Origin of the sequence: Niallia sp. RD1, from assembly GCF_024219955.1 — a bacterium.
Classification (GTDB): domain Bacteria; phylum Bacillota; class Bacilli; order Bacillales; family Cytobacillaceae; genus Niallia; species Niallia alba.
On sequence record NZ_CP100420.1, the window covers coordinates 511486 to 526263 of the forward strand.

11 protein-coding genes are annotated in these 14778 nt (G+C 35.3%); 4 read left to right on the top strand and 7 right to left on the bottom strand.

Going from position 1 to position 14778, the window contains the following annotated elements; all coding sequences use genetic code 11:
* Positions 1 to 620: 620 nt before the first annotated feature.
* On the top strand, positions 621 to 854 hold the full coding sequence (locus NKG37_RS02495; RefSeq protein WP_016202119.1) for an FMN-binding protein: 234 nt from the start codon (positions 621 to 623) through the stop codon (positions 852 to 854).
* A gap of 38 nt (positions 855 to 892) precedes the next feature.
* Positions 893 to 1738, top strand: coding sequence for an FAD-dependent oxidoreductase (locus tag NKG37_RS02500; protein WP_254416352.1), 846 nt, complete (start codon positions 893 to 895; stop codon positions 1736 to 1738).
* Positions 1739 to 1795: 57 nt separating this feature from the next.
* Here the strand turns inward: NKG37_RS02500 and NKG37_RS02505 are convergent, their stop codons facing one another.
* The 3 genes from NKG37_RS02505 to NKG37_RS02515 form a co-directional block, all read right to left on the bottom strand.
* The gene (locus NKG37_RS02505; RefSeq protein WP_254415742.1) at positions 1796 to 2410 is read right to left on the bottom strand and encodes a nitroreductase family protein; all 615 of its coding nucleotides are present in this window, start codon (positions 2408 to 2410) and stop codon (positions 1796 to 1798) included.
* 745 nt (positions 2411 to 3155) lie between these two features.
* Complete coding sequence (locus tag NKG37_RS02510) at positions 3156 to 6281, bottom strand: alpha-mannosidase (RefSeq protein WP_254415743.1); 3126 nt, start codon at positions 6279 to 6281, stop codon at positions 3156 to 3158.
* A gap of 419 nt (positions 6282 to 6700) precedes the next feature.
* Positions 6701 to 8047 carry a UDP-glucose dehydrogenase family protein gene (locus NKG37_RS02515; RefSeq protein ID WP_224427807.1) on the bottom strand — a complete coding sequence of 449 codons (1347 nt, stop codon included), beginning with the start codon at positions 8045 to 8047 and terminating at the stop codon, positions 6701 to 6703.
* Between the two features lie 308 nt (positions 8048 to 8355).
* Between NKG37_RS02515 and NKG37_RS02520 the strand changes: the two genes are divergently transcribed.
* Both NKG37_RS02520 and NKG37_RS02525 read left to right on the top strand, forming a co-directional pair.
* On the top strand, positions 8356 to 9699 hold the full coding sequence (locus NKG37_RS02520; protein ID WP_118977697.1) for an IS1380 family transposase: 1344 nt from the start codon (positions 8356 to 8358) through the stop codon (positions 9697 to 9699).
* A 201-nt stretch (positions 9700 to 9900) separates the two neighbouring features.
* The gene (locus NKG37_RS02525) at positions 9901 to 10194 is read left to right on the top strand and encodes a hypothetical protein (protein WP_016202114.1); all 294 of its coding nucleotides are present in this window, start codon (positions 9901 to 9903) and stop codon (positions 10192 to 10194) included.
* Between the two features lie 19 nt (positions 10195 to 10213).
* Here the strand turns inward: NKG37_RS02525 and NKG37_RS02530 are convergent, their stop codons facing one another.
* The 4 genes from NKG37_RS02530 to NKG37_RS02540 all read right to left on the bottom strand — a co-directional run bounded on the left by NKG37_RS02530 (position 10214) and on the right by NKG37_RS02540 (position 14535).
* Positions 10214 to 11467, bottom strand: a complete 1254-nt coding sequence (locus NKG37_RS02530) for a sensor histidine kinase (RefSeq protein WP_254415744.1) — start codon at positions 11465 to 11467, stop codon at positions 10214 to 10216.
* A 505-nt stretch (positions 11468 to 11972) separates the two neighbouring features.
* A complete protein-coding gene (locus NKG37_RS25985; protein ID WP_016202112.1) occupies positions 11973 to 12101 on the bottom strand; it encodes a hypothetical protein in 129 nt (42 codons plus the stop codon).
* 90 nt (positions 12102 to 12191) lie between these two features.
* Positions 12192 to 13043 (bottom strand): Cof-type HAD-IIB family hydrolase, encoded by an 852-nt coding sequence (locus tag NKG37_RS02535; protein ID WP_016202111.1) that lies wholly within the window; start codon positions 13041 to 13043, stop codon positions 12192 to 12194.
* Positions 13044 to 13962: 919 nt separating this feature from the next.
* A complete protein-coding gene (locus NKG37_RS02540; protein WP_254415745.1) occupies positions 13963 to 14535 on the bottom strand; it encodes a hypothetical protein in 573 nt (190 codons plus the stop codon).
* Between the last annotated feature and the right edge of the window lie 243 nt (positions 14536 to 14778).

Below are 14778 nucleotides of genomic sequence, written 5' to 3' on the forward strand. Positions count from 1 at the left end.
AACTTATAAGTTCTTAACTGTAAACAAAAGTAAAAGAGGCTGGGGCATAAGTCTTCCAGCCAAGGATATTTCCAAACAATTATACGAAGATGCTAATGAATGTTCGTATAATTGTTCGGGCTTTTATTTGTTTTTCAAAGGATGTTTCCATGAAGTTTGGGGCGATTCCCCGCAGCCGGAATACACTTCGCTTTCCATGGGGCTCGCGCTGAGCCGCTTCGGCCTATGGCCTGCAGGGTCTCAGACTGTCTCGCAGCTCCCATAGGAGTTTTCGTGTATTCCGGCTGCTCTATTTTCCCAACTAATTATATTTCCTCTTTGTAATGAATTACAAAAGAACGGCTTTGTATACCATATAGTGAAACTTCCCCTCACTGATGATTAGTTGAACCAATCGGACCTATACAGACAGTTGATCTCCCACCTATCTTCCTCGTATTCTCATAAGCTTGAGGGGGAGTTTTACTGTCCGTTAAGAGTGGGATACAAATATTCACAAAACCTTCATAGACTTATGAACTTATTTTGAACATTGATATTTACATAACGAGTAGTTGGACATTTTCACTATGATAGACATTGTGAAACATTGAACACTAAAAAGAGAGGGGTTAATTTTTATGAGAAAATTGTCTAGTATATCGCTCGTCCTTATCGCTATATTTATGCTCATAATAGCAGGATGTAGCAACAGTACGAATACAGAAGAAAAAGGAAAATTTAATGCTGGTACATATGAAGGCGTTTCCAATGGTCATGGAGGAGAAATTAAAGCCACTGTAACGGTTTCAAAAGATAAGATTGAGAAAATTGAAATCAGTGCAGATGGAGAAACAGGCAGTATAAGTGATTAAACACTACAGCTGATAGTTTAATTGAAAAAGATGGCGCGATCGTAGGAGTAAAAGCTACCGATAAAAATATGAATCCATTCACCGTTACTGCAAAATCTGTTATTTTAGCAACTGGTGGTTTTGGTGCAAATGCTGAAATGGTTATTGAATACAATGAAAACTTGGAAGGTTTCTCTACAACTAATCATGCTGGAGCAACAGGATCAGGAATTGTTATGGCAGAAGAAGTTGGGGCTGATCTCGTCGATATAGACCAAATCCAAATACATCCAACAACCGATCCAGAAACAGGATATCTATTTACAGAAGGATTACGTGGTGACGGAGCTATTTTAATAAACAAAGAAGGAAAAAGATTTACCAATGAATTATTGACACGTGATGTTGTTTCCAAAAATATTTTGGCACAAACAGATAAAGTAGCTTATCTTGTCGTAAATCAAGAAATGGCAGATGAAAATGCCTCATTAGCGGGATATATTGAAGATGGTTACGCTACAAAAGGAGAAACAATAGAATCTTTAGGAAGCGAGAGTGGAATAGACAGCAGCACCCTTGCTACTACTTTAAAAAATTATACAAAATACGTTAAAAATAAAAAAGACGAAGAGTTTGACCGAGTTCATCTAACCCAAACGTTAGAAGAAGGACCATATTATATTATTCCTGTAACTCCAGGTATCCATCATACTATGGGTGGATTAAAAATTGATACACAGACTCATGTTCTAGATAAAAAGGGCAATACAATTAAAGGACTTTATGCTGCTGGTGAAGTTACTGGTGGTGTTCATGGAGGGAATAGAATTGGCGGAAATGCAGTTGCTGACATTATCGTATTTGGCCGTATAGCTGGTGAAACCTCTGCAAGTGAGATAGAATAATTTTTTTTAGAAAAGTGCCTTTTTCTTTCAAGAATCAAGGCACTTTTTCTCTATTAATCAATAAAATTTCGTAATTTTATCTATTGGTAATCGGCTTGTATTAAAGGCTGGCGCAGCTGCTTTCCCTATCGCAATTAGTGTAATAGGAAATTGATTTTCTGGCAATTCAAAACGTTTCGCAAATACAGCCTTATCAAAGCCACCCATCACAACTGTATCATACCCGCGTTCTTTTGCTAGTAATAAAATCTGCATAGAAATTAATCCTGCATCATAGCTAGCAATTTGTGTAAGAATTGGTTTTGGTAGATTTGGATATAAGCTTTGCGTATTATTTACCGTTCTATCTGCAATTGATTGATCCATATATCCAAGGGATACATTTTGTTCATAGATTTCCTCTACATTTCTATAAGCCTCCGTATCTCCTAAAACAGCAATAATAGCAGAAGAATCCTCTATTTGTGCTTGATTATTTCCAATTTCTCTTAGCTCTTTTTTTAGTTCTTGATCTTGAATCACAATAAATCTCCAAGACTGCAAATTACTAGATGATGGAGCACTCGTTGCTAATTCAATGATTTCTTCTAATTCTTTTTTTTCTATTTTGTATGTGGAATCATACGCTCTAACCGATTTACGACTCTTCATAACTTGTTCTAATTGTGACATTATTCTTCCTCCAACTAATTAGTTCATTATATTCAAGAACTAACTTACCATTAGTAAGTATCGTTTGTCAAAGATAGTGATTTTAAATCTCCATTTTCTTCTTACTTTCAATAATTTGAATGAGGCTTAACATGCATGAAGTAATCGCCAAACAGCTATCGCAGAAAGCTTTTCACTCAGGCGAAGTATTTTTAGTGGTATTCTTCTTAACCTTTACTTCCTTCATCGGATACTATTACTTCTAGCAAACTTGCCTTTTGAGTAAAACTTGAAAAGTATGTCTCACCCTAAAGAAAATCGTCTTTAATATGAATAATTTTTCGCTACTCCACATAATTTTTATTACTATCATAATTATGTAAGGAGAATCATGAATGAATCCAAACAATAAATGGAATGAAATACAGAAACTCTTAAAACAATGCCACTCCGATTTAAAGATAATTAAAAAGATATAACCGCCTTAGAAAAGACCTTACAACGGACAAAGAAAAAAGTACATTAACTTCGTTTCGTTATTATAGACACAAGTTTTTTCATTTCTATATAAATAGCACCTCTGTAGCATTGGACTTCTTTTTTTGTAACAGCATAGATTATTTTTGTCATTCCTTCTATTTGTATTCATATTAACTAAATCCTCACTATAGATTTTTTCCACTTTAGTATAAGCATCGCTATAGAAAACATACAAAAAACAGATTTTAAAGTGTTATTAACACCTTAAAATCTGCCTCCTTAAAATTTAAATTTCCACTATCAATGTCTTAATCTCATATGGTTTTATTTCGAATGTTATCTCTTCATTTTCCTGTTTTTCATCCATTGTTTCCTCCATGAGGTTACATTCCTGCCACGATTTTATAGAAGCATCTGAGGTTAATTCTACCGCTCCTCTTTTCCCCATAAATTCATGTAAACGAACAATGATTTTATTTTCATCTTCTGCTTTTTTAACAGCATCAATCATACAATGGTCAGACGCTAATTGGAATAAAGAGAAATCTTTAGATTTTAACTTTCCTTCCAAACCTTTTAATGGCTGATTCAAATCCCATGCTTCTTGAACTGTACCGCCTTCTCTCCAGTCTCCTTCATGTGGGAAAAGAGAATAAGTAAATGTATGTGCTCCTTGATCCTGCAAATAATCTGGATAAGTACCAGACTTAATGAGAGATAGACGCATCATAGAATCTTTGATGTCATAGCCATATTTACAATCATTTAATAGGCTTATTCCATAACCATGCTCCGATAAATCAGCCCACTGATGTCCAACGGTTTCAAACTTTGCATAATCCCAGCTTGTATTCCAATGAGTTGGTCTTTGGACATTTCCAAATTGAATATCATAGGTAGCTTGAGTAGAACGAATCTCAACAGGAAACGCCACTTTTAATAGCTGATGCTGTTCATGCCAATCAACAAATGTCTTAAAGTCTATTCTTTGGTTTTCTGAATAGAGAATAAGCTCTTGCTCTATTTTAGAATGGTGATATGTCCAGGTAAATCGTATTACTGCTCGTAAAGAATTATCTTCCACTATTTCAATCTCTTCAAGAGCTGAAATCTCGTGATGCTTTTCTTGGTAAAAAATATCAATATCCCAAGCTTCCCATCTTAATGGTTTATCTTCAAATACTTGTAGTACATTTCCTTCTTGCTTTTCTTTTAAGATCTCTCTTTTGGCTTTTTTATCAAAAATTCGAATTAATTGGCCTTTTTCATTCCAAAGAATTTTATAAAAAGGTGTATCTATCCCAGATTCATTGATCACAAAAGAAGATTGTTTATTCCTATCGCTAGCTTTAGTCGATTTAAATAAAAGATTAGCTAATCCATGAGATGGAATCTTTTCCACCTGCACAAGCCACTTTCCAGCCACTTTTTCAGCTTGCAATACTTTCTCTTTTTCCGATAGCCATTGTCCCTCTTCTAACTCAGGCTTGTCTGGAATTTCTACCAATCCTGAACGTGTCCAAGAAGAGTCATTTATCACTGTATAGTGATAGATACTTTTTTCTATTATACTAGTTGAAACTTTTTCTTGCGCTTCAAATGCTAGCGCTTCTGCTTCTTCATATTCTAAAATGCTATCTTCATATACTTCACGAATGGATGAACCAGGAATGATATCGTGGAACTGATTTCTTAATAAAATCGTCCAGCCTTTGTGAAGCTCTTCCTGCGGATAAAAAGACCAATCTTCAGTAAATATACTAGCTAATACACTCAGCAGTTCCGTTTCCCGATACAATAATTCTTTTTTTCGATTACTTCTTTTATTATATGCTTGGCTAGTATAAGTTCCTCGGTGAAATTCTAAATAAAGTTCTCCGTCCCATGTATGGACATATTCCTCTGTGTTATTCACTTTCTCATGAAGGGCGTCAAAATAATCTCCTGCTTTTGTCGATTTCACAGCTGGCAGACCAGGAATTCGGTCAAATCTTCTCCGCATCTCCAGCATATCTCGGTTTACTCCACCACCACCATCTCCATAGCCATATGACAGAAGTAAATCCTGAGTAATATTTTTGTCTTTATAGTTATCCCAAGCGCCTTGAACGACATCTGCCTGCATTTCTCCATTATAGTCATATGCCCAGCCTCTACTGTTCGGATATGGAGTCGTAACAAAATGAGTCAAAATTTCCGTCCCATCAATGCCTCGCCATTGGAAGGTATCATGTGGCATCCTATTGTACTGATTCCAGCTAATTTTTGTCGTCATAAATGTCTCAATACCTGATTTTTTTAAAATTTGCGGCAACGACCAGCTATAACCAAAGACATCTGGTAACCATAGATACTTGCTCGTTACACCAAACTCTTCTTTTAAAAATCTTGTTCCGTGTAATAATTGACGGACGAAGGATTCCCCAGATGGCAAATTACAGTCAGGCTCGAGCCACATCCCGCCTTCTGGCTCCCATCTTCCCTCTGCTACTCTTTCCTTCAATTGGGTATAAATCTCTGGATAGTCCTCTTTGATATACGCGTATAGCTGTGGCTGTGATTGCATAAATAAGTATTCTGGATATTTCTCCATTAAGCGCAATACTGTTGAGAAAGAGCGCGCTGTTTTTTCTCTGGTATGCTTCAATCGCCATAGCCACGCAACATCAATATGTGTGTGACCAATTGCATGAATGGTAACAGCAGTATGTTTATCCATTTTTTCTAATGAAGTATTCAAATGATTATTTGCTTTGCTTATAGATTCATAGAATAGATCAGAGCCTGGCTCCGTCCAGTCTATTTCATAAAAAGCTCGATTTAAAGCAGTTAGAAGAGTTTGATATTCTGGTCGATTTTCATCTAAAATATGTATCGTTTGGATTATTGCTTTAGCCGTATAATATAAATCATCTGTCGCTTCGTCGAGCCATCCAATCTCTGCCTTTTTTATTTTATGTTCTTGGATGCGTGGTTCACCGCCGCCTTCTAAGCCAGACCATAAACGAAAAATCAAACTGATATTTGTTCCACAATGTTCTTCTTTAAAAAATACTTCTCGATGATTGGCATCTACGCCCTGATACGTTTTCTGATTTACATACAATAGTGATTCAAAGCCAGAATTCGTACCACCATCTGTTACACCAAAATCAAAATATCCCAATACTTGTTTATCATTCCAGTTAGCAGGTATTGATACCTCTGCCTTTAACCAAGCATAATGATCCCTTCCTGCCCAATTATTTCCAACACGAATAGTTGTCCATTCCCCATTTTCCGGTGGTCTCGCGCCAATTTCTCCTTCTTTATCTAATTGCATCTGAAAGGATTCTAATGAAATAGCTTCTCGGTAGCGGTATTTTTCTAGCTCCTTGATTCGTGCATCCAACTTTTTCTCTGTCCAGAACATAAAAACCCTCCTTTTAAGATAATTTTCAAAATATTTAGACTACCTTCATTATCTTACAATAAGTGTTTTAGTCAATGATTAAAATAAAGCAACTCTTTATCGATCTCATTAAAAATATGAATGTATTTTATTAGAATCCATTCAATTTAGATCCTATCTATATAAATTGAATGGTGGGTCAAGAAAAGGAATTCAAAAGAGGTGCTAAGTAAATTTGGCGAGCCTTTTTTACAATAAAATCCAAAGGAACAAGAATCGGCCTTATGATTTGCTTTTAGATTATCGAAAGTCCTCGAGGAACTATCAGTGTAACAAGTGAGGTAGATGTTGGCACAACATTTACAATTAAATTACCTAAAACACTGTACTAAGAAAAATTAAAAAACAGCCCACAATATAGGCTGTTTTTTATCATTACACTAGGTAACTAGAAAACCGTCTCCACCTCTTCCTCCAACTTCCATCATTCTAATTTCTGGTCGTCCAATAGAAAAATAATTAATCTTCGCCTTTCTTACCTCTTCTAGTGAGAAACAGTTTCTTCCATCGAAGACAAACGGTACTTTCATTTTGTTAAAAAAGGATAAATCAATAGCTTTAATTTCCTCCCATTCGGTGAAAATGAAGCAAAGATCTGCCTCCTCTAATGCTTGTTCTGCTGTTTTTTCATAAACAACCTCTGTCGAAAAGTGCTTTTTAAAGTTCTCTTCTCCAACTGGATCATATACATGAACTCTAGCTCCTTCGTTTAATAATAATCGTACATTTGGGATAGAAGGAGCTTCCCGTAAATCATCTGTTCCAGGCTTAAAGGTAAGTCCTAATACTGCCACTTTCAATCCATTGAATGAGGAAAATTCATTCCGTGCCTTTGAAATCAACTTAAATTTCTGCTTCTCGTTTACTTCTATAGCAGCCTTTACCGTCCGTAAAATATAACCTTCTTCTTCTGCAAGCCAATGCAAAGCCTTTGTATCCTTTGGGAAACAAGAACCGCCATACCCAATACCAGGATTTAAGAACTTTTTTCCAATACGCTCATCATAACTCATCCCACTTGTTACATCCTCTATATTTGCTCCAACTGCTTCACATAAATTAGCAATATCATTAATAAAAGAAATCTTTAGGGCAAGAAAATCATTTGATGCGTATTTCACCATTTCTGCACTGCGGCGATTCATCGTTAAAATCGGTTGTTGAAAAGGTTCATATATAGCTGTCAATATTTCCTTCGCTTGCTCACTTTCTACCCCAATCACAATTCGTGACGCGTGCAACGTATCTTTAATTGCACTGCCTTGGGCAAGAAATTCTGGATTTGACGCAACCTCAACAGTTACTTTATGTTTCAAGTGATTTTTAATATAAGTTTCAACACGATCATTTGTCCCAATAGGAACAGTTGATTTAATGACAATTAAACAATCATGGGTTACACTTTCAGCAATTTGTTTTGCAACTTGAAAAACATAATTTAAGTTAGCTGATCCATCTTCATTTTCTGGAGTTCCTACCCCTATGAAAATAACATCTGAATGCGCATATGCCTGTTCGTGATCGGTTGTAAATGTCAATTTCCCTGCACTTGCATTTTTTTCTATTAATGTATCTAATTCCGGCTCATAAATAGGGGAAATCCCTAAGTTTAGAAGAACTATTTTCTCTTTAACCTCATCAACACAAGTAACCTGGTGACCCACTTCTGCTAAACAAACACCTGTTACTAAGCCAACATACCCTGTACCTGCCACTGTTATATTCATCTATCAAAACTCCTTATGTAAAAGATTCCGGACGGACTAAACCAAAACTACTTGGAAACAAACAAGAAGGGGATTCTAATCTCAATAAATAAAGTATACAATCTTACTTTTCACTCCCTTTTAACCTTTTTTATAATTTTAGTAAAGGAATGTAAATTTTTGATTTATTAGGAACCATATTTTAAGAACAATCATGTTAAAATATACCTGAGTCCGTGACGTAATTAATAATAAATGTGCCCACAAAGCCTGATATAATAATGTTATCAGCTGATTTATGTTGATAATTTTATTTCACCAGGCAGGTGTTGAAATTGGTTAAGTTTATTTTAGAAGATTCCGATGATACATTAACGACCCATTCGGGTCTAGGTTTAATAGGTTTGCTTTTATCAAAAACAAAATTTTACAAACGTTTTTCATCCTTAAAGGTCCCAGAAATCAAGTCGTCTCCGGCCATTCTTAATGGGGATGTTACCACTTCTTATGTGGGTCTATTGTGCCAAGGTAAGAATGATTTCGACCATATCGAAGAATTTCGAGATGATCCCTTCTTTTATCGTGCATTGGATATTCAAGTGGTTCCATCAAGTCCCACACTACGGCAACGACTCGATCAAATTGCCAAGGTGACTGGATGGAAATCCATTGTTCTGGAAGAATCGGCTAAACTAATACGGCAATTTGATTCTCCTGTCACTCCAACAATTACTAGTGACAAAAAATCATACGTACCTCTGGATATTGATGTATCGCCATTTGATAACTCAAATACTAAGAAAGAAGGGGTTAGTCGCACATACAAAGGATGTGACGGGTATTCCCCTAACTTCTCCTATTTGGGTCAAGAAGGCTACGTTGTAAATGTGGAACTTCGGGAGGGAAGCACACACGTTCAAAAGGATACTGAGAAATTTCTCGAGAAAAGTATTATATATTCTCGGATGATTACTGATCTATCGTTATTGGTCCGTATGGATGCAGGAAACGATAGTGTCGAAAACCTAAAAGTTTGTGTGAATGAAAAGGCCGATTTCATAATTAAACGAAATCCTCGCCGTGAAAAGCCTGAAAACTGGCTCATGGTAGCTGAACAATTCGGTAAATGCGTTCAGGAGCGAGAAGGAAAACGTGTATTCTATGGTGCTTTAGAAACAACTCCAAAGGGAATGAAAAAAGCCATTCGCCAAGTCTATAAAGTAACAGAAAGAACGATTGATAAAAACGGCCAAATCCTCTTAATCCCAGATGTTGAGTTTGAGAGCTATTGGACTACCCTACCTAATGAAACAGAGGAAATAATTAGCCTTTATCACGAACATGCCACTTGTGAACAATTCCACAGTGAATTAAAAACGGATTTAGACCTAGAACGTTTCCCTTCTGGGAAATTTGCCACCAATGAATTAATCTTACATCTTGGATGTTTAACCTACAATCTCCTTCGGATTATTGGCCAAGAAAGCCTGAAATCAGGGGATGCGCCGCTTAAAAGAAAGGTCTTCCGTCGCCGAGTAAAAACGGTTATCCAGAATTTGATTACATTAGCTGCAAAATTGGTAAAGCATTCCCGAAGAATTTACTTAAAGTTTGGAAATCATAGTCCTTGGTTTCCTACTTTTAAACGACTGTATCTTTCATTTACAACATAAGCCTAGGAAACTGAATAGGTAATAAGACCTGAAAAAAATTATAGGTAAGCAGGTTTTATTTAGTGTACACAAAAAACAATCAATCCAACTTAAATTAGTACGAATGGCAAGAAAATAAGGAATTCCTAAAATTATCGGAAGAATTATTTTTTATCACGGATTCAGGATATATTTAAATTAGAAAAATTTGGAGGGAATCTGTTGGTTATACTTTTCATTTTAATATCTTTCTTGTTTTCTGTTCCCCTATCTATTTTTACTTTCACCAAAACAAAAAATAAATGGATAGCATTGCTAGTGACTTTCTGTTGGAATACAGTTTTTTTAGTAGGTGTTACGTGGATTATCTATTTACTTAATGACGAAGTAAGATTATTTGGGATTGGGCATACTTCTTTTTATATACTTCCTTTTTTCATCCCACTCATTACTTGGATCGACTATTTTATCATTGAGCTGACAAGGAAAAACAATAAAAAAGTCGATTCTATTTAGTGGAGAACCGACTTTTCTATCAAACAATTGTTTTCAACAAAGCTATCCTAAACGTTGTTCCCTGCCCTTTTTTGCTGACAACAGATATTTCCCCCTTCATATCTCGAATAATTCGGTATACTAAGGTTAAGCCAATACCTGTTCCTTTATCTTTCGTGGAATAATAAGGCGTGCCTAGTTGTTTGACCTGTTTGTTCGTCATCCCTATCCCATTATCCTCGATCTCAATAAAAATCTTTTCTCCTAAAGCATATGCACGAACCTTTAAAACGCCGTTTCCATTCATGGCTTCTACACTATTTTTCATCATATTAATCATTGCCTGCTTAAATTCATTTTTCTTTCCTTTACAATATAGCTGATTAGAGATAACAGCATCGATTATAATATTATGAGTATTAGTATAAGAAGTCATTACTTCAATAACGCCTCTTAGTTCTGTTGTAATATTTAAATTTTCTTCTTCTTCTTTTGAAACTGGTTTTGCCATCGATAAATAATCACTGATGATTGTTTCTGTCCGCTCTAATTCTTGTAAGGAGATTTCTATGTATTTCCTTTGTTTTCCAGATAAATTGTTGTCCCCACTTATTAGTTGCAAAAATCCTTTTACCGACGTCATCGGGTTCCGTACCTCATGGGCAACAGAAGCAGCCAATTGACTTACCGCATTTAATCGCTCTGCTATTTGAACTTTTTTCTGATTGAGAATTTTCTCATCATTATATTGAATAATGCTGGTAACGATAAATAATGCTCCCCACGTAGTAAATGAATAAATCAATACGAAAGGAAGCTGGGCTACTTGTTCTGTTATAAAAACAAATATAACTCGTGTCAAAGCACAAAGCCAATAAACACCCATTATCAATTTCCATTTCGCTCCAAATGTAAGAGTTACCAATTTATTTTTTAAAAAGAGGATAATGGCTCCTGCAATAGAATAATTTAAAATATATATGTAAAAACCGTTTCCTAGTATGAAAAATTTATAACCAATCAAAATGACAGTTAAGAGAATGCTCGTGCTTAATCCACCATAAACAAGAGCTAATAGAATGGGAACCACTTTAAGATCATAAAACAAGCCCTCTTCCATTTGAATTGGATGCACCATAGTGAAAAAAAGCATGATAAAAAGGATAAGAGAAAAATTAGAAATTAGTTTTTTTCGTTGAGAAACATCTTCTTTACTTACTAAAAGGTACCAAACGATCGGTAAGATAATTACTAATAAATGATACGATAATTGTTCGATATTAGGAAAAGCCAACAATTTAGAACCAGCCCTTCTAAGTAGTTTTAGCTAATTTATAATTCGAGCCATTTCTACTAAAACCCTTTTAAAAACCCAAGATAATCCTCGACAAATTCCGAGTGGCTATTAAATTCCTAAAATAACAATATATTTACGTTTAAAATTGGATAAAGCTAAACTTCCATCAGTGGTGTTTTTCCTATATCCCCTGTTAGTTGAACCATTCGGACCTTTACGGACAGTTGATCTTCCATGTATTCTCATAAGCTTACGGTTGAAACTTACTATCCGTTAAGAGTGAGATAAAATATTGCTACAAACACCGGAGGGGAAATGATGGAAATCAATGATTTTGAGGGCATGAAATATTTTTGATTTTTACGACTTGGATGGAAATCCATCTAGTGTGGTGGATGAACCAGGGGGTTAGCCTTTTCATTCTGTAAATATTCAAAAGCTGCAAGAACGCGTTTGAACCTATTATTAAGTAAAAGCCAGCTCATATGAAGCTGGCTTTTACTTAATCTTCTGTTTTATCACTTTGATCTTTGTTCCGCTTATTTCCCTTGCTATTATCGCCACTAACACTAGACTGGTTTCCTCTAGGTGCGTTTTGATTCTTACTACCATTATTAAATTTCTTTGTCATTTTTCATGCTCCTTTCTTTTACCTATAGTAGGTTTTCCAGATCGAGCAATCATTAATATGGTAAAAACAGGAATTAAAAATGCAGCTTCATTACTTAAATCGAGATGTTAAGAAATGACAAACCCCATCTTCATCACAGGTTAACTCTGTTATTTCTGCTGCTAATTCTTTAATGTGATCTGGTGCATTTTGCATAGCAACCGGCATGGAAACAAATTGAAGCATTTGGATATCGTTATCACTATCGCCAATTCCCATTGTCTCTTCTTCTGAAAGATTAAATTTCTCTAACATTTGCTTAATACCAGTGGCTTTATTTACATTCGCAACCATTACTTCTACATTATGTGCAGAAGAAGTAGAGGCAGTAAAATCTACTTCTTTTCTTAGTTCCTCTAATACGTGTTTCCATTGATTAATATGCTCTCTTGTACGAGCAAAAAAATAAAACTTCGAAAATTCTTTTCCTTCAATTGTATTCTTCCAAGCAATTTTTCCGCTGATAGCTTCTTTACGAGACAGCCATTCGTTAATTCCAACACTGTCTGGTTTTGGGTCCCTAATTTCATGGATAACATACTCTTTATCCTGATTTAATACCATCCGAGGATCGTCATAAGGGAAAAGTTCGTAATACACTTTATGTTCTCTTGCCTTATCAATAATTGTTTTAACCAATTCTAGAGGGAGCGTGTGCTGAAAAACAGGCTCCTTTCCTATATAGCCGGCCATGCCGTTAGAAGTAACATATCCGTCCACTTCAAACCCTTCTGGCACAACAGATGCAATTTCATCAAAGGATCTTCCCGTTGCAATGAATACAAAGAAACCATCCTTTCGTAAATCATCAATAATCTCTTTTGTCTTTAGGCTTACCTGATTCTGATGATTCAAGATAGTCCCATCCATATCCAGAAAAATAGCCTTTGGCTTTTGTAACAAAATAAATTCCTCCTTTAATAATCTCCTTTGGCAAGTATACACCTCGTTTCGTTTTCGCTCAAATGCATTGTTTTAGATTATTTGCTATTTGCAAAGAGTTGGGAGATGAACGATCTTTTTCTGGAGTCTTCTATGATTTTTGGCTTTCATCTTCCTTATGGCCACCTTTTTTCTGTTGCTTCTACAATTTTCGGCTTTCCTCTTCCTTATGAACGCCTTTTTTCTGTTGCTTCTACGATTTTTGGCTTTCCTCTTCCTTATGAACGCCTTTTTTCTCGTTGCTTCTTCGATTTTTGGCTTTCCTCTTCCTTATGAACGCCTTTTTTCTCGTTGCTTCTTCGATTTTTGGCTTTCCTCTTCCTTATGAACGCCTTTTTTCTCGTTGCTTCTACAATTTTCGGCTTTCATCTTCCTTATGAACGCCTTTTTTCTGTTGCTTCTACGATTTTTGGCTTTCATCTTCCTTATGAACGCCTTTTTTCTCGTTGCTTCTTCGATTTTTGGCTTTCCTCTTCCTTATGAACGCCTTTTTTCTCGTTGCTTCTTCGATTTTCGGCTTTCATCTTCCTTATGAACGCCTTTTTTCTCGTTGCTTCTTCGATTTTTGGCTTTCATCTTCCTTATGAACGCCTTTTTTCTCGTTGCTTCTTCGATTTTTGGCTTTCATCTTCCTTATGAACGCCTTTTTTCTCGTTGCTTCTTCGATTTTTGGCTTTCATCTTCCTTATGAAACTAGTTTCCCCGGAGGCGAAGTGAGGTGGCTGCGGGGAATTGCACTAAACTTCATGGAAACATGTTTTAAAAACAAATAAAAAACCAAACAATTATACGGATCTTTTATTAGTATCTTCGTATAATTGTTCGGATTTATCTTTTGCTGGAATACTTATGTCCCAGTCTCATTAAAAAAAGTGCTATCTTACTCTTCTTCTTTCGTATGAATTCTAAATCGTAACATTAGCTTAGTAAACCAGTATGCTACAAATACAATTACCAAATCCAAAAGGAATAAATGAAAAGAATTAAACCCATTATGAAATGTTACTAAGCCAACTGCCTCTTCGATATTGGCAAATATAAAAGCATTTGCAGCACTTAACAGTATTGTTAGGATATAAAAATTTTTTTTATGGTTTGTGGCATATTGGTATACCAACAGAAATCCAACTGGAAGAAAGGATCCTGTAATATTAGATGCACTAGGGAGTAACGGAAAAAGAAAATATGTATGGGTTAAATAGGTTCCTCTACTAAGCGCTATATCAATATATGCCCAAAATAAATGAACAGTATAGCCAAAGAAAAATATTTCGAATAGCCTTTTCCTATCTACTACAAAATAAAGGATTAATAATGGTAAAAGTAATGAAATAAGAATGACCCAAAACTGCCATGTAGAAAAATCCGAGTATTTATGCCAATAGGAACTATATAAAGAATGCAATATGCCATTCTGTTCATTAATTTTGTCCCAGTATTCCTTGTAATTCACTTTATTCAACTACTACTTAAAAGTTTCCATGATTGAAGATGTAATGAGCATCTCCAATAAGTAAAGCTAAAGAGACCTTTTTATTCCACTAACCAACAATGAGCCACTGTTCTACTTTAAATAGTTTGTACAATCTATTGGTTATTACTCATTAAAAATGGAAAATCTTTCGTTCTGTTCAACTATATTGGTCTAAACAATTACTCTTTCAGAAAAAAGAGGATGGGACATAACTAAATAGAT